This is a genomic window from Saccharothrix sp. AJ9571, from assembly GCF_021725495.1.
GTDB lineage: Bacteria > Actinomycetota > Actinomycetes > Mycobacteriales > Pseudonocardiaceae > Amycolatopsis > Amycolatopsis magusensis.
In genome coordinates this window covers 7,473,605-7,492,903 of sequence record NZ_CP091382.1, presented here as the reverse complement: position 1 = coordinate 7,492,903, position 19,299 = coordinate 7,473,605, and the positions used below count along the sequence as shown (strand labels likewise).

The following is a 19,299-nucleotide window of genomic DNA, read 5'->3' as shown; positions in this document are numbered from 1 at the left end:
ACCAGGCTCGTCCCGCACCGAGCCGGGGGTAAGGGAAGGAGGTTCCTGGGAACGCCAGTCCCACCCTCGCTGTTGCACCGGACATGACGACCCACACCGTGGAGCTGGCCGCGTTCCTGCGAACCCGGCGCGAACGACTGGACCCGGACGACCTCGGCCTGCCGTCCCGCCGGCAGGCCCGGCGGACCCCGGGACTGCGTCGCGAAGAGGTCGCCGAACTGGCCGGGGTCAGCGTCGACTACATCGTGCGGCTGGAACAGGGTCGCGGGCTGCGCCCCTCAGCGGAGGTCGTGGAGGCGCTCGCCCAAGCGCTGCGCCTCTCCCCCGTCGAACGCTCCTACCTGTTCAACCTGACCCGGCAACGCCCCCGCAACCCCGGCAAACCCGCCACCACCACGCCGCCGCCCCTGGCCCGGCTGGTCGATGACCTGTCGCCGCTGCCGGTCATGCTGGTGAACCACCGGTACGACCTCCTGGCCTGGAACCGCGAACTGACGAAGCTGCTGGTGGACTTCGACACCCTGCCTCCGTCGCAGCGCAACGCGATGTGGCTGTGCCTGATGCACCCGGAGATACGGGAGTACTACGTCGACCGGGAACGCGTTGTGCGGGAAGGGATCGCTCACCTGCGCGCCGCGTGGTCGGCGTACCCGGAGGATCGGGTGCTGACCGACCTCATCGCGGAATTCATCACCGGGGACGAGGACTTCGCCCGCCTGTGGGCCGAGCGGGACATCCAGGTCAACGGCCGTGGTCACAAGGTCCTGCGACACCCCGGCGCCGGCGTGCTCGCGGTGGATTTCGAAGTGCTCACGCCCCTCGAAGACCCGGACCAGCGCCTGGTGATCTTCCGCCCCGCGGACCCCGAGAGCCAGTCGGCGCTGGACCGCTTGTGCGCTGGTTCAGGGCCTGCGGCCGCGGAAGGTGCGGCGTAGGTCGCCCACCCAGGCATCGGGATTCTCCCAGGGGATGAAGTGACCACCGTGCTCGTGGGCGTGGACGTAATTGAACCACTCGGCCTGCGGACCGGTGGCGAACGCCCGGACGCGCTCGTCGGTGGTGTGGATGCCGGGCGGGTTCTCGTAGTCGACGAACGTGAGGCCGACCGGGGCCTGCACGACCGGGGTGCGGTCGTGGGCAGGCGTCCAGGGGTAGCGGTTGGCGTTGGCGTAGTAACGCATCGACGTGGCGATGGAATTGTTCCCCCAGTAGATCGTGGCGTGGGTGAGCAGGTCGTCCTTGGTGAAGACGGACTCGAGGTCACCGCCGTTGTCGCTCCAGGCGTTCCAGCTCCAGCAGCCAGGCGAGCAGTCCGGCGGGTGAGTCGCTCAGCCCGTGGGCCAGGGTGGCGCCGTCGAGCAGGTGCACGGCGAGGTGGGACGCCGAGCGGCGGTCCAGCTCGATGGTGCGGGCGCGGACTTCGGCGGGCTGGTCTTCGGTGAGGGGCCGGTTGCGGACGAGTCCGGGGTGAGACGGACGTTCAGGTCATCGAGGACCTCTTCGGACACCTGGATCGGCGTGGGCTCGAGCGGGAAGGCGCGCTGGGTGATCATGACTTCGTTTCTACCGCCCGCTGAGCTTCCAACTCCGCCAGCAGGTCGTCGACCTCCTCCGCGGAGTACAGGCCGACGGACGGCTGGCGGCCATTCGGCCCGATGATGACTTCGGTGTTGATCGCCTCGCCCGCGGTGGTGACGAAGGTGATGCCGGAAACGCTCATCCCGCGCCATTTGCGGGGACGCAGCTCGAAGCTCGCGATCTCGTTCCAGGCGAAGTAGCGGGTTTTGGTCAACGACCGCCGTCGCAGCCCGGCAGGTCCGCTGGAGAGCCCGGCCACGCTCGAGCGGCACACCAGTAGCACGAACGCCAGCGCCAACAACGCGGTGAACAGGACGAACCCGTGCAATCCGTGCTTCATCATGTAGAAGACCTGGCTCCACAGCATCACCAAGCCGAACAGCCCGACGAACACCGAGGTGGCCATATGGACCCATGCCCACGACGAGTGCGAGGTGACCGGTCTCCAACTCTCCTTCGACATCCGATGACCTTAGCCCGCCGGGGATCCGCAGGAACCGGTTTCAGCCGCTACGGTTGACGGCCCAGGTAGGCGGCCAGCCGGGTGTAGGCGTCGGCGTCTTCGGACACCTGCACGACCGGCCTGAACGGACCCTGCTCGCCGCGCTCGTCAGGGGGCGCGAACTCCACGAACGCTTCGAGCGCCTCGACGGCGAGGGCGGGCTCGAGGTCGGCGAGCCGCCCGGTGGCGTGGGCGAGGTCCCAGGAATGCACGGTGAACTCGTGGGTGTAGGCGTCCAGAGCCACCCGGCCGGGCATGGTGCCCCACGGCAGGGTGACCATGCGCTCGAGCATCGCGTCGTCGGCCCACGCCCGCTCCACCTCGCCCCGTGCTTGGGCGAATGCGCCGGTCCACTGCTCGTCGGCGATGTCGTCGACCACATCGGGGAGCTCACGCGCGTCACCGCCGGCGCTGACGTGGAACAGCTTGTGCAGCACCGCGATCAGGTGCCCGAGCAGCGCGCGAACGTCGTAATCGGCACAGGGAGTGCGATTGCCCAGCTCATCGGTGCGGGTCATGCTGATCTGCCGCGCGGTTTGGTCCAGTGCCTGAGCGAAGGATGGGCGCGGGTCGTGCACTGGCTGGGTCGTCATGCCGGTGACCCTACGAGCGAGCACCGACATTCTGCGTCGGCCCGCGAAGCCTTGCCGGTGCGCGGCACCAGCCACCTGGAGGGCTTCACCCAGGTGGCTGGTGCGGGGTGGTGCGTCCCCGTAGCACGGCAGCGAGTTCGGCACGGATGTCTCGTGGCGCCTCGGTGTCCTCGGCTGCGAGGTCGGTTGCCACCTCGAAAAGCGCAGCGTAGTCGCGGGCGAGGATGCGGGCGGCGGCTGCGGCTCGCTCGTGCTCGGCGAGCTGGGCCGTTTTCTCCTCGAGTGCGCGCCGTTGCTCGGAGTCGCGGGTGCGGGCCTGCTCGAGATCGGCGGTGAGGCGGTCGAGCGCTGCGGTGTGGTCGGCGCGAAGCCGCTGGGTGAGCTGCTCGCGGTCGGCAACGTGACGACGTTCGGCCTCGGCCAGCTGGTGGGCGTGGGCCTGCTGGACTTCGTTGAGCTGGTCGCGGTGCCGCAACTCGAGTTCGTATGTCGCTTGGGTGTGGGTGGCGCGATCGGCGTCGCGGGCGCGGGCGAGTTCGGTGTGCGCCTCGGTGAGTGATCCGTGTTCCGCTGCGAGCCGCTGGTGCTCAGCTTCCAGCTCGGTGTGCCGCTCGCGCAGGTCGGTGAGTTGTTCGGCCAGCCAACGGGCGTCGCGTTCGGACTCGGCGTGGGCGACCTCGGCGCGGTGCTTGTCCGCACGGGCGGATTCGGCGTCGCGGGTGGCGGCCGCGGCCTCGTTCTCCGCAGCGGTGCGTGCTGCCGCGTCGATGCGGGCCTGCCGTTCGGCGCGCTCGCGTGCGGCGTCGGCATCGGCCGCACGCTCGGCCGACTCCTGCTGAGCAGCCCGGGCCTCCGCCGCGGCGGTCTCGGCGGCCGCGATCCGGGCGACCGCGCTTTCGTTGATGCCGGTGAGCCGCTCCACCAGGGCGGTCAGCTTCTCGGTCAGCGCCTCGGCAGCGGGCACGATGGTGGTCACCGCGTCGTCGCGGATCTGTTCGAGTTCGACCAAGGGCAACTCCGGCTCAACCGGCCGGCGGCGCAGGGCCTGGGCCTGCTGCTGGTGCCCCGGCCCGCAGAACTTCTGCCGGTTGGACGCCGGGACGAACCGCCGATCGCAGCCATCCAGCGCGCATTGACGGGTGCGCCGCTCCCCCGCCCCCACTGCGCTGCCGCCGGTTGAGGCTTCTTCTCCGCCGTCTTCCCGCTCCCGGCTTTCCCTATCAAGCAACTTGATCGCTCCAGTCTAACTGTAATCTCCTAGATTAGACTCTATCTCTAACTAGTTAGAGACACAACCGGACAATCAAGTATGGGTGATAATCGCTGTTATCAGCCGGATGCTGCGCAGACGTAGAGGAGTTCGCCCGATGGTGCGGCTGTGAGGGGTGGGGCATCCGGCGGCCTGGCAACTCCGCAGACAACCAAGAACCCGCGGTGACGCAGACGCCTGTGGTGTCCGCCTCAGGTGCTCACATCACGGACGGCGTGAGACGGCAATCCCCCGTTGCTCGGGTGGTGCTCAGCTCCAGGCAAACAGGTCCTGCGTCAGGCCCATCGCCGCGAAGAGGTAGTCGCGGGACGTTTCGAGTTCCCCGCGCAACCGGGCCAGGTCTGCGCCGAGCAGCCGACCTTTCCACTTGCGCACCTTGCCGGCGACGATCACCGTCTCGACGTTGGAGCGGTCCATCAGCGACACGACCGCTCCCGGAACGCTGTTGAGCGGGGCCACGTTGAGCGCGGTGGCGTCGAGCAGGACGATGTCGGCTTCCTTGCCGGCCGTGAGCGTGCCGGTCTTGCTGTCGAGTCCGAGGTGCTTGGCTCCGTTGACGGTCGCGTACCGCAGCACGTCCCGTACGGTAAGCAGTTCGGGTGTGCCCGGGGCCGGCGTCGGCCAATTGTTCGGCGGCACGAGGTCGCCCTGGTCGAGGATCATCTGATTGACGGTCATGCGCTGCATGGTCATCGCGGAGCGCATCTGGGTGAACGGGTCCGCGGTCATCGTCGTCTCGACGTCGGAGCTCAGCGAGGGCTCCATGCCGAGTTGCTGCATCTTGAGGATGGGCGGCGTGCCGTGCCGCATCGTCATCTCGATCGGGAAGGCCAGTGAGACCTGCGCACCGGCGTCCCGCAACCGTCGCCAGGTCTGGTCGGACATGCCGGTCATGTGGATGAACAGGTTGTCCGGCCCCACTTCGACCCCAGCGGCGCCCTGGGCGAGGTCGTCGAAGACGGGCCGCATCCCCCACGAGCCGACGGAGTGCGCGGCGATCCGGATACCCAGCTCGCGGGCGATCGCCCAGGCGCGGGTGTACACCTGCCGGCCGAGGTGCAGCTCACCGCCCATGACCATGCTCCCCAGCTGGTCGTCCGAGGAGAACCACCGGTCCCTGATGCGGTAGGCGTCCTGCGGGTACCGGGCTGCCGCGCGGCCGTCACCCTCGAAGAACCCGAACGCCGAACGCCGCCCGGTGTCGACCAGCGCCTGAATCGCCGCATCGGTGTGCTCTGGGGAGTGGTGGATCTGCGAGACGTCCAGCACCGTCGTGACACCGGTGTCGAGCTGCGAAAGCCCGGCGAACAACGAGTTGATGTAGACGTCTGCCGGCCGGTAGACCCGCGCGAAGCCCCGCAGGATGTGCTCGCTGTAGTTCGGGTACGCGCTCGGCGAGCCCGAGTGATCGTCGAGAAGCAGGCCATTGGCGAGAAACGCACGTTCCGCGGTTTCGAACAGGTGGTGGTGCGTGTCGACGAAGCCCGGCAGGACGACGCGTCCCCGCGCGTCGATCACGCCGGCGCCGGCGGCTCGGATGCGGGGCTGGATGTCGACGACCTTGCTGCCCTCGACCAGGACGTCGGCGACCGCGAAGTTGCCTACGTTCGGGTCCATGGACATCACTGCGCCGCCACGGATGACGTAGCGGCGTCCCCGCTGTCCGCTGTCCTTCGGCGGCTCACCATCGTCATGTTGTTTGGTCATGGTGGGCCTTCCTGCGTGCGGTGGCCGCGGGAGTCGCGGACGCCTGTGCGATCAAGCCTGACTGTTCACGAAGGCCCGCCGACGGCGACGCGTCCTGATCAGCACTACGAGTTGATGTATCAACTAAAGGCTACGCCACTGAGTTGATTTGTCAACTCACGGGCTAGGATGACGCCATGAAGCAGCAGGGATTGACCGCACACGAGCTCCGCGCATGGCGGGTGTCCTTCCAGATGCTGGAGCTGCTGCGGACACGCATTGAGCAGCAGCTCCAGGCCAGCAGCGGTCTGTCCAACGCCGACTACACCGTGCTCGCGCTGCTGTCCGAGGCGCCGGACGGACGGATGCGCGCCTACGAGCTCAGCCGGATGGCCACCTGGGAGAAGAGCCGCATGCACCACCAGCTCACCCGGATGTGTAAGCGAGGCCTGATCACGCGGGAACGATGCGGCTCGCGCGGCATGGAGGCGGTGATCACCGTGAAAGGCCTCACCGCGCTCACGCAAGCCGCGCCCAGCCACGCCCAGGAGGTCCGCCGCCTTGTCATCGACCGCCTCACGCGCGAAGAACTCGATCAGTTCGCCGACATTGCCACCACGATCCTCGAGAACCTGCAAGCAGAGCAGCCACCCGTCTGACGGCGGCGGAAAGTCCGCGGGACGAGGAGCCGCCCATCGGGCTTCTGCAGGGCCGCGCTCGGTCTGCTTATCAAGTCGGCGATTCGCAAAGCACGGGCTGCTCAGAACCGGCCGCGAGCGGACGAGCGCGCTCAGGCCAGCTGAGCGCGCCCGGCGGGTATCGCACGCGGTGTCCGAGTTGACCGACGCCTTGACTTCGCGCTTCTTGGTAGGCTGACGACCCTTGCTTTCGGACCGCGAGGAGTGGCCGGTGGGCGGCTTCGGTTTCTCGGCGCAGGTTGATCCGGAACCGTGTGACACCCGGCCGGGCCGGTTCCGGGTGGCCCTGACGGACAAGTGGAACGCGCCGTTCCTGCCGCACGGCGGACTCACCACGGCCATCGCGGCCCGGGCCATGGAACGGGAACTGGCCTCACCGGAACAGCCGCTGCGCACGATCACCACGACGTTCGTCTCGAAGATCCCGCCGGGCGAGGTGACCGTCGACGTGACCTTGCTCCGCCGCGGCCGATCGATCTCCCAGGCGACCGCCACGATGTACAACCCCGAAGGCGCCGTCGGCTTGCTCGCCAGCGCCGTGTTCGGCGCTCCCCGGCCCGGTTTCGCCTTCACCGACACGGCCATGCCGCCCGGACTCCCCCATGTCGACGACTGCCCATCGTTCGCCGACACCCCCGACGACGCGCCCGGCCTCATCCCGGCGTCGCTGTGGGACCGGGTCAACGCCAAGACGGCCATGGGGCACCCACCATGGGCCAACCCCCGGCCCACCACCTCCGAACAGGCCTACTGGTACCGATTCGCCGAACCCCCGCTACGACCCGGCGGCCACCTCGACCCCTTGGCCTACCTCGTCCTCTGCGACACGATGATCGGGTCGGTGACCGAGCGCATGGGCTCAGGTCTGCCCAGGTGGCTGGCCCCCAGCGCGGACCTCACCGTCCATCTCCTCGGCGAAACCCGCACCGAGTGGATCCTCGCGCGCAACCGGGCGAAACACGCCGGCGACGGCTACGTCTCACTCGAGATCGAACTCTGGGACCCCGACCGGAACGCACTGCTCGCCACCGGCAGCCAACTCGCCCTGTTCAGCTTTCCCCACGGCGACGTGCAAGGGAAATACCCGGCACCGGAGTGACGTCGACCAGTGAAGTGGTCACTGACACTTCGTCTACGTTTTCGATGGCGTGGGTGGTCATGGCGAGTCGTCAGGGCTTGAGCAGGGTTTTGATGGCGCGCCGTTCGTCCATGGCCGCGTAGCCCTCGGCGACCTGGTCCAGGGGCAGGGTGAGGTCGAAGACCTGACCCGGGTCGATGCGGCCGGAGACGACCCGCTCGATCAGGTCGGGCAGGTAGCGGCGCACGGGGGCCGGACCGCCGCGCAGGCCGACGTGGGAGAAGAACAGTTCCTGGCCGTCGATGGCGACCTCGTGCGGGACGCCGACGAAGCCGACGTTGCCGCCCGGGCGCGCGGAGCGCAATGCCTGCCGCATGGCCTGGTCGGTGCCGACGCATTCGAGCACCGCGTCGGCGCCGATGCCGCCGGTGAGGTCCTTCACCGCGGCCACGCCGTCGTCGCCGCGTTCGGTGACGATGTCGGTGGCGCCGAACTGGCGGGCGAGGCGCTGGCGGGACTCGTGGCGGCTCATCGCGATGATCCGCTCCGCGCCCAGTTCCTTGGCCGCGATCACCGCGCACAGGCCGACGGCACCGTCACCGACCACCACGGCGGTGGAGCCGGGCCTGACCTCGGCGGCCTCGGCGGCCCACCAGCCGGTGCCCATGACATCGGAGACGGCGAGCAGGCTGGGCCAGAGTTCCTCGGCCGGTGTGCCGTCGACGGCGACCAGGGTGCCCTGGGCGTGGGGAATGCGCACGTACTCGGCCTGGCACGTGCTCATGAACTCGCGGTTGAGGCAGCTGGACTGGAAGCCGTTGCGGCAGTTCGCGCACGTGTTGTCCGAAGTGGCGAAGGAGCCGACGACGAACTGGCCCGGCTTCACCGCGGTCACCTCGCTGCCGACCTCCTCGACGAAGCCGACGTACTCGTGGCCCATCGGGTGCGCCTCGCCGATCGGCTCCAGGCCGCGGTAGGGCCACAGGTCCGAGCCGCACACGCAGGTCACCGCGGTGCGGATGACCGCGTCAGCCGGGTCGAGGACCTTCGGGTCCTCCAGGGTCTCGAAGCGGACATCGCCGGGGGCGTGGATCACTGCGCCGCGCATGGGGTTCCTTCGCTGTTCGGTGTCAGGAGGTGCCGGAAAGCACCACGTCGACCACCATGCCCCCGCCTCGCGCGCACAGCGAGTCACTAACGGGGGATGTACTGGCAGTACATCCCTCCGGGGGCGCGGTGGACGTACCGTCGGGGGGTGGACAACCGTGACGAGGTCCGCGAGTTCCTCACCTCGCGGCGCGCGAAGATCGCCCCGGAGCAGGCCGGTCTGCCTTCCGGCACCCGGCGGCGCGTACCCGGCCTGCGGCGCAGTGAGGTCGCCGCGCTCGCCGACGTGAGCGTCGAGTACTACGCCAAACTCGAACGCGGGACGCTGGCCGGTGTCTCCCCCGCCGTGCTGGAGGCCGTCGCCCGCGCCCTCCAGCTCGACGAAGCCGAACGCGCCTACCTGCTGCACCTGGCCCAGGCCGCGGACGGTTCCGACACCCTCACCCGGCCGCGACGCCGCGCCGGGCGGCAGTGGACCCCGCACCGCAGTCTGCAGTGGACACTGGACGCGGTCACCGCCGGAGCGGCCTTCGTCCGCAACGGCCGCTCGGACATCGTCGCCGTCAACCAGCTCGCCCGCGCCTTCTACAGCGACATCTACGCCTCGCCCCACAACCAGGCCAACCTCGCCCGGTTCACCTTCCTCGACCCGGCTTCCCGCCGCTTCTACCCCGACTGGGACCTCGCCGCCGACGTCTCCGTGTCCATCCTGCGCACCGAGGCCGGCCGCGACCCGCACGACAAGGACCTGCACGACCTCGTCGGCGAACTGTCCACCCGCAGCGACGAGTTCCGCACCCGCTGGGGTGCGCACAACGTCCGCCACCACGGCACCGGCACCAAGCGCTTCCACCACCACGCGGTCGGTGAACTCATCCTCGCCTACGAGGGACTGGAAATGGCCGCGGAGCCCGGGTTGACCCTCACCGTCTACACCGCCGAACCCGGTTCCCCCTCCGCGGAAGGTCTGCGGTTGCTCGCATCCTGGGCCGCCACCCAGGAGGCGGAGTCCGCTACCGGCAAGGTGTCCGGCTGAACGGTCTCACCGCGGCGCTTCGCCGGTGATCGGGAAGTCTCGGATGCGGCGGCCGTCGGCAGGAACGGCTGGACCCGGCCGGTCCGCGGCCTGCGGACCGGCCGGGCCGGCTCAGCAGGCTCTGATGCCGTCCACCTTGTTGTTGATGCTGGAGGAGACGAGGCCGTCCCATGATTCCGCCCCTGGAGTGGTGTAGACCAGCACCCACTCTTCGTTCGACCAGTTGTAGAATCGTGCCTTGGTGCCCGACGTCTGATTGTTGTGCCAAGACGTCATCTTGTCGTTGAAGTCCCAGCTGCTGAGGTCGTTGAATTCATTGCATTCGCTGAACTGGAGCCGGCGCCCCTCGAAATCCTTGCCGTCGTAGAGGCAGACCCAGGTGTATGGGCAGTTCTTCGTGCCCAGTGCGGACACGGGCTCTGCCGCCGCACGGGCAAACTTCTCGCCGGACAGCGGAATGGTGAGCACCACCTTCCCGTTCTGCCAGGCGACCTGGTTCGGGCTGATCTGCACGCCGCCCGGCGTCTGTTCGAGTGCCTGGGTGATTTCCGCCTGGAGGCTCATGCCCGTGGCCGAGGCTTGCGCCCCTCCAGCGGCCATGAGGAGGAAAGCTCCCACTGCGGCCACTACGCCGGTGATTCTCGTCGCCCTGGCGCGAATTCGCTTCATTCGGTTCCCTTTCTGCTGAGTGGAACGCTCGAACTCATTCGCCGACGATCATGGGGACGGGAGCTTTCACCGCACTTTCACGGCCATCACACTGCCTCAGAGGTGGACGGTCTCGCCGACCTCGAGCCCTACTCCCACTGGCCATCCTCAAGATCTACTTCGGGGATCGTCGTTCGGCCCCCGGGTGATCGAAGCGGTCATCGTGCGGCAGCGTAGCCAGTCGACGCGGTTCGCTGCGCGGCCAGCGCCCGGACCTGCTCCATCGGCGCGCACGGTTCGCAGGTCCACAGCCGGGTCACGCCGTCGGCGTGCGCGCTGACCAGCCGCCGCGCGTCCCGGCCGTAGGTGACCGACGGTGCCATCGAGCCGGTCCAGCGCACGACGATCGGGGCCTGGCCGTCGCCGACCGGCCAGAACCTGACCGTCTTGTCGCTGCCCGTGCTGGCGACCCACCGGCCGTCCGGGCTGTAGGCCACGTCCCACACCATGCCCTGGTGACCCCGCAGGACGACCGGCGGTCCGGAGGCGTTCACCGCCCACAACAGCACGGTCCCGTCCTGCGCCCCGGCGACGATCCCGCTTCCGTCCCGGCTGAACTCGACGCTCCACATGAGCTGGTCCCCCAGTACGTGCAGTTGCGCACCGGTTCCGATGTCCCAGACGCGCAAGGTGCCGTCGTCCGACGCACTCACCAGCCGCCCGCCGTCGGGACTGAAAGCCGTGCGGCGCACGGAATGCCGGTGCCCCCGCAGCACCGTCGACCGGTGGGGTTCGTCGACCCGCCACAGGTGCACCGAACCCTCCGGCCCGGACCCGGACACCAGCAGGCCGTCCGGACTCAGCGCCACTCCCAGCGCGTCGGGATCCGATGGCTGGGTGAGCAGCAGGCGGCCACTGCCGGTGTCCCAGACGCGGATGACCCGGTCCTCGGCGAGCGCGGCGGCCCGGCGGCCGTCGGCGCTGACCGCGACACCGAGCACGGTGGGCTGATCGCCCCGCAGAACCGTCGGTGGCTCGCCGGTCCCGGTTCGCCAGACCCGCACGGTGCCGTCGTAGCCGCCACTGACCACGGTCGCCTCGTCCGGGGTCACCGCTGTGTCCATCGCCGGGCCTTGGTGCCCGGCGGGCAGGGCGAGCACTTCCCCGCCCGCGGGATCCCACAGGCGCACCGTGCCATCGGCCCCGGCGCTGACCAGGCGCGTGCCGTCCGGGCCGAACCGCACCGCCACCACCCCGCCGTCGTGCCCGCGCAGCACGAACGGTTCGGTTCGCGTGGTCACTTCCCAGAGCCGGAGTGCGCCGTCGTTGCCACCGGTGACGACAGAGCGTCCGTCCGGCCCGAACGCCACCGAGGTGAGTTCGCTGGTGTGGCTGTCGAACACCGCCGGGGGCCGCTCGCCGCCGAGGTGCCAGACCCGCAGCGAGCCGTCCCCGCCCGCGCTGGCCAACCGGCCGCCGTCGTGGCTGAAGTCCAGCGCCTTGACGTGGTGGGTGTGGCCGGTCAGGACCTCGGGATCGCCCGGCGTCCCGACCGGCCAAACGCGGATTGCCCGGTCGTCCCCGCCCACCGCGAGCCGCTGCCCGCGCGGATCGAACGCCAGGCTCAGCACCCGGCCGGGCACGGTGAGCACCCGCGGCTCGGTGACGGCCGGTTCCCAGAGGCGGACGGTACCGTCGTCACCACCGGTGGCCAGCTGCCCGGAGGGGCCGAACGCCACGGCGTTGACGTTCCCGCTGTGCCCCGGCAGCGTTCGCTGCGGGGCGCCCGAGCCGACCTCCCACAGTGTGGCCGCACCACCCGCGCCCACGGTGGCCAGCAGCCGGTCATCGGGGCTGAAGTCGATTCCGGTGACCGGCCCGCCGGTGACCAGCACTGCGGGCTGTGTCCCGAATGCGTCCCCCGCCCGGTCCCAGATCCGGACCGTGCCGTCGAACCCGGCGCTCGCCACCTTGGCGCCCCCGGCACTCACCGCGAGCCCGGAGAGCCGGCCCTGACCGGTGTCCACCGCGGCCCGGCCACGGGAATCCGCCACCGCCTGGCGCAACACCGCCGACGCCTCACCGGACGGCGAAGCGTCGAATGCCCGCAAGGCCAGCGACAGCCCGAGTTCCGGCTGCCTGGCCAGTTCGGCACGGGCGGTGGCCACCTGCTCCCGGTGCGAGGCCAGGTCGCGTTCGGTCACCACCCGGCCCGCCTGCACGGCGGCCAGCCCGGCCAGGAAGCTGACCGCCACCAGCGCGCAGCTCAGGCCCATGACCACCATGTTCCGGCGGCGCCGCGCGACTGCCTGCTCCCGCAGCGCCCCAGCTCGGCCGGCCGTGAGGAACGCTCGCTCCTGGTCGTTGAGCGCGGTTTCGGGCCTGCTCTCCCACGCGGCCAGCCGGGCACCGCGGTAGAGCAGGCCGGGGTCCCGGTCGTGGCTGTCCCAGTCCGCCGCGGCCTCGGTCAGCCGCCGGTGCAGGTGCAGCGCTTCCCGGTCTTCGGTCAGCCACTCGCGTAGCCGCGGCCACGACCTGATGAGGGCCTCGTGGGTGATCTCCACCGTGTCGCGGTCGAGCGTGAGCAGCCTCGCCTTCGCGAGGCGTTCCAGCACCAGAGCCAGATCCGTGTCCTCGCTGTCGAGTTCGGCGCGGGTGATCCGGCGTTTGGTGTCCGCGGTGCCCTCGCCCAGCGCGGTCAGTCGCAGGAACAGGTCGGCCGCTACTTGGCGCTGGCGGGGTTCGAAGGAGTGGTGAACCGCTTCCGCGGTCTGCCGCAAGGCACCGTCGATGCCACCGGCTGCCTGGAACCCGGCCAGGGAAAGGGAGTTCCCGCGCCTTCGCCGCCAGGTTTCGAGCAGCGCGTGGGAGAGCAGGGGCAGGACGCCGACCTCACCGTCCGCGTGGGTGCACAGGGTCGCCAGCAAGGCCGATTCCACCGAGCAGTCCACGCGGGTCGCGGGTTTCGTGATCGCGTCGCGGAGGTCCTGGCCCGACATCGGGCCGACCACCACCTGGTGGTCCTGCAACACCTCCACCAGTTCCGGGTACCGGCTGCAGTGACCGTAGAAGTCGGCCCGGATCCCCAGCACGATCCGCACCCGGCTGTTCTCCGCGACCGCCGCGGTCACCAGCAGGTCGATGAACCGAGAGCGCTCCCGCTGGTCACCGCAGAGCGTGAAGACCTCCTCGAACTGGTCCACGAGCAGGACCAGTTCGGCGTGGTCCGGCCGGCTGGTCAGCGCCTGCCGCACCAGCCGGTGCAGGCCACGCGAGTCTCCGGCCAGGTCGCCGGCCAGCGTGGCCGGGCCGCACCCGAGCGGGGTGGCGAACTGGATCGCGCACTCCTCGATGGGGTGCTGCCCCGGCGTCATGGTGAGGACAACCGGCTCATCGGCCCGCAGTTCCGGCAGCAAACCCGCGCGCAACAGCGAAGTCTTCCCCGCGCCAGAAGCGCCGACCACGGCGACGAGGCGATTTTCCCGGAGCCGGTCACTCAGCTTTCCGAGCAGGCCCACTCTGCCGAAGAACAGATCGGCGTCATCCTCTTGGAACGCACTCAAACCCACATAGGGCGCACGGACATCGGGGTCGGCCGGATCCGGTTCGGTCTGCCGGGCGAGTTCGGCGGCGGCCGCGTGCCAGCGTTTCTCCCATTCCTCGGAATTCCCGTCGCAAGCACGCACATAGGCCAGCGCGATCGTCAGGCTGGGCAGTTTCCGGCCACCGGCCGCCCCTGACAGAGCCGAGGCGGACACGTGCGCCCGCGCGCCGAGTTCCCGGTACGACGGTTTCCCGGCTTTCTCCCGAAGCCGGCGGAGATCACCGGCGAACCGCACTACCACGTCGTCCTCGTCGCCCAGCGGGCGTTCGCCACGCGGCAACGCGCCACCCCCTCCCCTGCGGGGATTGTGCACGGTCTGTTGTGCAGCGTCCAGTGGCCGACCGTGGACAACCGATCGGCGCTACACAACGGTGAGCCGAATCGATGGGGAGGGATTCGCGGAGGAGCGCCAGGTGATCCGAGAGTGAGAGGAGAGCTCATACGACGGCTGATTGCACTTTGGATATCTGTGGGCAAGACCCTTGCTTGCCACCTATCACACACCAGGAGCGATTATGCGCAGAACCCTCGTTATGCTGGCGTCCGCGTGCGCCGTGGGCGGCTTGCTCACGGGAGGACAGACAGCCACGGCGGACGACCTCACCGTCCTGAGCTGTTATGGCAACGCCAAGCCCTACAGCAAGTTGTTCGACGTACGCTACGCACCCCCCACCTTCCCCGGCGCGTGGTTCACCACGACGGCCAACTGCGCCGACATCAACATCAAGACCACCGCGCAGCGACGAGTCAAAGTCTGCTTCCTTCCCTCAGGGGGCGGCGTGGTATGCCAGCCGAACTGGGTCTATACCGTTCCCAACCAATGGACTGTCGTCGCCACCAACGTGCAGGACGGTACGCGGTTCGGCTTCGATTTCGCTACCGGCGGTGCGAACAGCGGGCAGTACGCCGCGTAGAGCCCGCGAGCGTGTACTTCTCGTGCTGATGCGGCGGAGGGCGCAGAATGACCGCGGTGATTCTGCGCCTTTCCCGCCCACGGAAGGGCATCCCGGCGGCCGCTCGCCTCGGCGATCCGCGCGACCGCGCCGGGGAAGGACAGCGGCTGCTGTCCTGACTCAGCTTTCCGGCGTGTGGCCGATGCGGCGGTCGACGGCGATCCAGTTCGTTTCCCAGGTCAGGCCGCCGTCCGCGGAGAAGGCCTGTTCGAACTTGGCCCGGTCCGGCCCTTGCCGGTGGATGAGGAAGCGCACCTTGATCGGGCGTCCGCCGAACTGGTCGTCGCCGTGGAATTCGCCGGTGCCGTGGTGGAAACCGCCGTGCAGTGAGGGGGTGAGCAGGCCGTCGCCCAGGTTGATGAAGGTCAGGCTCCACCGATCCGCTTGTGGTTCGTAGAGCCGCATGTTGAGGGCCTCGATCCGTCCGGTCGGTCCGGAGACCTGGAGTTCGACGACGTTCGCTCGCCGGTCCAGCAACGGACGCACGACGGACTTCCCGCCGAAACGCAGCCATTCGTCCGGGGTCTCCGACAGTGGATCGGCGAGCACCCGGACATCGGTGTGCCAGGTGCCGATCTCCCAGTCGAAGTCCCGTTGACCGGCCTCCGCTTCAAGGCTCGACGCCGAGGCCGGCACGGTCAGCATGAGTATCGCGAGGAGGGCCACCAGGATTCGTCCGTGTGGCACGGTGAGCGGTCTGTGGAGGTTCACGGGCCCGACTATCCGAGGGGAGCACGACCATGAACAAGAAGGCACCTGCAGGTAACCCCGCCCAGCCGCGTCCCAATCCCCTGCCGGGTTGCCCGATGGCCGCGGCGTTCGCGGCGATCGGCGGGAAGTGGAAGCTGACCCTGGTGTACTGGCTCGCCCACGGCGAGTCCCACTTCGCCGGGCTGCGTCGCCGGGGTACGCCGATCACGCCCAAGGTCCTGGCCGAGCAACTACGGGAACTGGAGGCCGACGGGCTCGTCGAGCGGGTGGTGACCGGGCCGGTCCCGGCTCCCGTCCTCTACCGGCTCACGCCCTACGGCACCACGGTCCTGCCCGTCGTGGAGAGCGTCCGGGTGTGGGGTGAGGCTCACCTGCAGCGGACCGGTGGTGAGCTCCTCGGCGACGAGGCGATGCACTGCGCTCATCCGGTCGCCTGATGTCCGGATCCTTGGGATAGGTGTCCTTGTGGCCATCGGCCGCGAGTCGACAGACTGGCCACCGTGACGACCGGACCCGACGAAGTGATAGTCGCCGTTGCCGACGGGGTGCTGCTGCTCGATGTCGCCGGTCCGGTCCAGGTCTTCACCGACGCCGGTGGCTACCGGGTGCGGCTGGCGTCGTTGGACGGCGGATCCGTGCGCACCGACGTCGGCATCTCCCTGAGCGTCGACCTGCGACTGTCCGATGTGGACGAGGTGGATACGCTCGTCGTGCCGGGGTACCCGGGTCACGAGTTCGCCGCCATGGTGCCCGAGCTGGCCGACGCCGTGCGGCGGACGGCTCCTCGTGCCAGGCGGGTGGTCTCGGTCTGCACCGGCGCGTTCCTGCTCGCCGAAGCCGGTCTGCTGGACGGCCGGCGGGCCACGACGCACTGGGAGGCCTGCGCCGAATTCGCGAGGCGGTTTCCGCGGGTCACGCTCGAACCCGATGCCATCTACGTGTGGGACGGCTCGATCGTCACCTCGGCGGGCGCCACCGCGGGGATCGACCTCGCGCTCGCTCTGGTCGGTGAGGACCGCGGCGAGGACCGGGCTCGCGCGGTCGCGAAGCACCTCGTCGTGTTCCTGCAACGGCCTGGTGGCCAGGCGCAGTTCAGCGCCCGCGGTGCCGTCGCCGCGCCCCGCAACGCCACCCTGCGTCAAGCGCTGGAGCGGGTGGTGGCGGATCCGGGCGGCGATCACCGCCTCGCCACGATGGCCGCCGAACTCGCCATCAGCGAACGCCACCTGACCCGCCTGTTCCGCCGCGACCTCGGGACGACGCCCGGCCAGTTCGTCGAGCGGCTCCGGGTCGAAGCGGCGCAGGCGCTCCTCGAATCCGGCGACGCGACCGTCCCGGCCGTCGCCGGCGCCGCCGGTTTCGGCTCGCCGGAAACGATGCGCCAAGCGTTCCTGCGGGTCCTCGGCGTCGCGCCTTCGGCCTACCGGAACCGCTTCCGGCTGGCCAACCACCGAGTCAGAGCAGACCGTCGACCCTAGGAGTGCGCTCATGCCTTTCCCCGTGTCCCGTCGCACCGTGCTCGCGACCGGCCTCGCCGGCGGTGCCGTCGCGCTGACCGGCTCACCGTCCGCCGCGCAGCCCGGCCCGGCCGCGCATGCGGATCTGTCCTTCCCGGCGACCCGGCTCGCCCGCGAAGCCCGGCACCTGGCGCAACGCACGCAGGAGACCTACCTGCTCAACCACAGCCTGCGCAGTTTCCTGTTCGCGAGAGAGGCCGCCGCGCAGGAGGGCCGGAAACCGGGCCGGGACTACGACGTCGAGCTGACCTTCCTCATCTGCGTGCTGCACGACATGGGCCTCACCGCGTCAGCCACCACCGACCAGCGGTTCGAGGTCGCCGGTGCGGACCTGGCCGCGGAGTTCCTCGAACAGCGAGGGGTGACCGACGGCCGGGTCGACGTCGTCTGGGACGCGATCGCGCAGCACACCTCCCCCTCGTACCTGTCTTCCCCGGTGTTCCAGCGCCGTCGCGCACCGGAGATCGGCATCGCCACCGGCGGGATCGGGATCGACGTGCTCGGCGGTCCCGGCGACCTGCCACCCGGCTACGCGGACCGCGTGCACGCCGCCTACCCGCGTCTCGGCGGGACCCGCCCGCTCACCGACGCGGTCGTCGCACACGCGATGTCCAGCCCGCGCAAGGCTCCGTCGATGACCTTCCCCGGCGAAGTCCTCCACCAGCGCTACCCGTCGCTGCCCTACCAGACCTGGGACATGAGCGTGGACGCCGCCGGGTGGGGCGACTGATCACCACGGTCCGGCAGGATCAGGTGCTGCCGACGGGCCGGAGCATCGACTGCTCGCGCCCGGGATGCCGCTTGGCCGACAGCACGGTGAGCGCGGTGGCCGTCAGGCACACGAGCAGGGCCGTCCAGATGTTCAGGCGCAGCCCCAGGATGTGGTTCGCCGGATCGACCCGGAGCGCTTCGATCCACAGCCGGCCCGCCGTGTACAGCGCCACGTACAGCCCGAAGGCGCGGCCGTGGCCCAGCTGGAATCGGCGGTCCGCCCAGATCACCACCGCCGCCACCCCGAAGACCCACAGCAGTTCGTAGAGGAACGCGGGGTGGAAGGTCCCCAGCACGACGGGCTGACCGTCCGGGCCGAGAACGGCTTGGCCCGCGGACTGGTCCCACTGGTGGATCCGCAGGCCCCAGGGCAGTTCGGTCGGGCCGCCGTAGACCTCGTTGTTGAACCAGTTGCCCAGGCGGCCGATACCCTGGGCCAGCGCGATGCCCGGCGCCGCCGCGTCGGCCATCGGCGGCAGCGGCACACCGGCACGCCGGGCGCCGATCCAGGCCCCGAGCGCACCGAAGGCGACGGCACCCCAGACGCCCATGCCGCCTTCCCAGATGTAGAGCGCGTGGAGCGGATTCCCGCCGGGGCCGAAGTACGGCTGCCAGGAGGTGGCGACGTGGTACAAGCGGGCACCGACGATCCCGAAGGGGACCGCCCAGGTCGCGATGTCCAGTACCTGCCCGGGTTTGCCCCCGCGCCGCACCCACCGGCGCTGGGTCAGCCACACCGCGACGAGGATGCCGGCCACGATGCACAGGGCGTAGGCGCGCACCGGTATCGGCCCGAGGTGCCAGACCCCTTGCGTCGGACTCGGGATGACGGCGGGAATCCCGTGAAGCCTTGCCCCCAGAATCATCGCGACAGCATAGTCACGGACTCCTGGTGATCCTTCCCGGTGTATGCCGATACCAGCGAGGGACCGGGCTCCCTCCGCAGCGGGAGGAACGCGCTTGGACCGGGGGCCAGGGTTTCGGTACAGGCGCAGTATCGACCGAGAGGAACACCGATGGGGACACGGATCTGGAGTGCGACGCTGGCCGCCGTCGCGGCGTTGGCGGTGGTGACGGCACCGGCGACGGCCGCGGCGGAGGGCAGGCTGCCGGGCGTGGTCGGTTCGGCGGGCGGGCCGCTCACCTTCCCCGGCTATCCGGGGCAGCCCGTGCGGTTCGACGTGGTGGCCGAAGGGAAGCCGGGGACCGGGACCGGCCGGTTCCACGTCAACCACAAGACGGCCGAAGGTGGCCCGTACGCCGATTTCGACGGCCGGGTCGATTGCGTCGCGGTGCAGGGGAACCTCGCGATCGTCACCGGCGTGGTCGAGCGCGCCGAACTGCCCGGGGTGCCGGGGGTGGAGATCGTCGGGCGGCGCATCGGGCTGACCTTCCAGCAGAACAAGGGACCGGACCGGATCGGCTGGAGCTGGGCCTACGGCTCGTTCGAGCAGGACGTGCTGCCGTGCACGGGTGCCGTCCCGTTCTTCGAGACCGCGTACGGGGGTTACTTCGTGCGGGGCTGACCTCCCGGCCGGGACCCGCCG

The 19,299-nt window shown here is 69.8% G+C and carries 19 protein-coding genes; 9 read left to right on the top strand and 10 right to left on the bottom strand.

The annotated features are described in order from the left end of the window. The first annotated feature begins 83 nt into the window (after window positions 1–83). Window positions 84–935, top strand: coding sequence for a helix-turn-helix transcriptional regulator (locus tag L3Q67_RS33810; RefSeq protein ID WP_499185469.1), 852 nt, complete (start codon window positions 84–86; stop codon window positions 933–935). Here L3Q67_RS33810 and L3Q67_RS33805 read toward each other — a convergent pair. From L3Q67_RS33805 to L3Q67_RS33785, 5 genes are all read right to left on the bottom strand, one after another. Continuing rightward, the gene (locus L3Q67_RS33805; protein ID WP_499185468.1) at window positions 903–1,181 is read right to left on the bottom strand and encodes a hypothetical protein; all 279 of its coding nucleotides are present in this window, start codon (window positions 1,179–1,181) and stop codon (window positions 903–905) included. The two genes, L3Q67_RS33810 and L3Q67_RS33805, sit on opposite strands and share 33 nt — an antisense overlap. 368 nt (window positions 1,182–1,549) lie before the next feature. Further along, window positions 1,550–2,041, bottom strand: coding sequence for a hypothetical protein (locus L3Q67_RS33800; protein ID WP_499185467.1), 492 nt, complete (start codon window positions 2,039–2,041; stop codon window positions 1,550–1,552). 47 nt (window positions 2,042–2,088) lie between these two features. Continuing rightward, window positions 2,089–2,673 (bottom strand): DinB family protein, encoded by a 585-nt coding sequence (locus L3Q67_RS33795; protein WP_499185466.1) that lies wholly within the window; start codon window positions 2,671–2,673, stop codon window positions 2,089–2,091. Window positions 2,674–2,758: 85 nt separating this feature from the next. Next, complete coding sequence (locus tag L3Q67_RS33790) at window positions 2,759–3,901, bottom strand: coiled-coil domain-containing protein (RefSeq protein ID WP_499185465.1); 1,143 nt, start codon at window positions 3,899–3,901, stop codon at window positions 2,759–2,761. Window positions 3,902–4,192: 291 nt separating this feature from the next. Then, window positions 4,193–5,650: an amidohydrolase family protein gene (locus L3Q67_RS33785; RefSeq protein WP_499185464.1), complete on the bottom strand. Its 1,458-nt coding sequence runs from the start codon at window positions 5,648–5,650 to the stop codon at window positions 4,193–4,195. Window positions 5,651–5,826: 176 nt separating this feature from the next. On the opposite strand from L3Q67_RS33785, the gene L3Q67_RS33780 reads away from it, so the two are divergent. Both L3Q67_RS33780 and L3Q67_RS33775 read left to right on the top strand, forming a co-directional pair. After that, window positions 5,827–6,288 (top strand): MarR family winged helix-turn-helix transcriptional regulator, encoded by a 462-nt coding sequence (locus tag L3Q67_RS33780; RefSeq protein WP_499185463.1) that lies wholly within the window; start codon window positions 5,827–5,829, stop codon window positions 6,286–6,288. Window positions 6,289–6,538: 250 nt separating this feature from the next. Beyond that, a complete protein-coding gene (locus L3Q67_RS33775) occupies window positions 6,539–7,426 on the top strand; it encodes a thioesterase family protein (RefSeq protein ID WP_499185462.1) in 888 nt (295 codons plus the stop codon). A gap of 70 nt (window positions 7,427–7,496) precedes the next feature. Here L3Q67_RS33775 and L3Q67_RS33770 read toward each other — a convergent pair whose 3' ends face one another. After that, entirely contained in the window at window positions 7,497–8,513 is a 1,017-nt protein-coding gene (locus L3Q67_RS33770; protein ID WP_499185461.1) for a zinc-dependent alcohol dehydrogenase family protein, read from the bottom strand. Window positions 8,514–8,660: 147 nt separating this feature from the next. Here L3Q67_RS33770 and L3Q67_RS33765 point away from each other — a divergent pair, with 147 nt between their 5' ends. Next, window positions 8,661–9,548, top strand: coding sequence for a helix-turn-helix transcriptional regulator (locus tag L3Q67_RS33765; RefSeq protein WP_499185460.1), 888 nt, complete (start codon window positions 8,661–8,663; stop codon window positions 9,546–9,548). Between the two features lie 111 nt (window positions 9,549–9,659). On the opposite strand, the gene L3Q67_RS33760 is transcribed toward L3Q67_RS33765, so the two are convergent. Beyond that, window positions 9,660–10,217 carry a peptidase inhibitor family I36 protein gene (locus L3Q67_RS33760; RefSeq protein ID WP_499185459.1) on the bottom strand — a complete coding sequence of 186 codons (558 nt, stop codon included), beginning with the start codon at window positions 10,215–10,217 and terminating at the stop codon, window positions 9,660–9,662. 197 nt (window positions 10,218–10,414) lie between these two features. Beyond that, entirely contained in the window at window positions 10,415–14,080 is a 3,666-nt protein-coding gene (locus L3Q67_RS33755) for an nSTAND1 domain-containing NTPase (RefSeq protein ID WP_499185458.1), read from the bottom strand. A gap of 235 nt (window positions 14,081–14,315) precedes the next feature. Between L3Q67_RS33755 and L3Q67_RS33750 the strand changes: the two genes are divergently transcribed. Continuing rightward, window positions 14,316–14,714 carry a hypothetical protein gene (locus L3Q67_RS33750; RefSeq protein ID WP_499185457.1) on the top strand — a complete coding sequence of 133 codons (399 nt, stop codon included), beginning with the start codon at window positions 14,316–14,318 and terminating at the stop codon, window positions 14,712–14,714. A gap of 159 nt (window positions 14,715–14,873) precedes the next feature. Here the strand turns inward: L3Q67_RS33750 and L3Q67_RS33745 are convergent, their stop codons facing one another. Then, window positions 14,874–15,464: a hypothetical protein gene (locus L3Q67_RS33745; RefSeq protein WP_499185456.1), complete on the bottom strand. Its 591-nt coding sequence runs from the start codon at window positions 15,462–15,464 to the stop codon at window positions 14,874–14,876. Between the two features lie 29 nt (window positions 15,465–15,493). Between L3Q67_RS33745 and L3Q67_RS33740 the strand changes: the two genes are divergently transcribed. The 3 genes from L3Q67_RS33740 (at window position 15,494) to L3Q67_RS33730 (ending at window position 17,711) form a co-directional block, all read left to right on the top strand. After that, entirely contained in the window at window positions 15,494–15,901 is a 408-nt protein-coding gene (locus tag L3Q67_RS33740) for a winged helix-turn-helix transcriptional regulator (RefSeq protein ID WP_499185455.1), read from the top strand. A 63-nt stretch (window positions 15,902–15,964) separates the two neighbouring features. Beyond that, the gene (locus L3Q67_RS33735) at window positions 15,965–16,942 is read left to right on the top strand and encodes a GlxA family transcriptional regulator (protein ID WP_499185454.1); all 978 of its coding nucleotides are present in this window, start codon (window positions 15,965–15,967) and stop codon (window positions 16,940–16,942) included. 10 nt (window positions 16,943–16,952) lie between these two features. Continuing rightward, complete coding sequence (locus L3Q67_RS33730; protein ID WP_499185453.1) at window positions 16,953–17,711, top strand: HD domain-containing protein; 759 nt, start codon at window positions 16,953–16,955, stop codon at window positions 17,709–17,711. A 19-nt stretch (window positions 17,712–17,730) separates the two neighbouring features. Here the strand turns inward: L3Q67_RS33730 and lgt are convergent, their stop codons facing one another. Next, a complete protein-coding gene (lgt, locus tag L3Q67_RS33725; RefSeq protein ID WP_499185452.1) occupies window positions 17,731–18,618 on the bottom strand; it encodes a prolipoprotein diacylglyceryl transferase in 888 nt (295 codons plus the stop codon). 150 nt (window positions 18,619–18,768) lie between these two features. Here lgt and L3Q67_RS33720 point away from each other — a divergent pair, with 150 nt between their 5' ends. Continuing rightward, window positions 18,769–19,278, top strand: coding sequence for a hypothetical protein (locus L3Q67_RS33720; RefSeq protein WP_499185451.1), 510 nt, complete (start codon window positions 18,769–18,771; stop codon window positions 19,276–19,278). Window positions 19,279–19,299 lie beyond the last annotated feature (21 nt).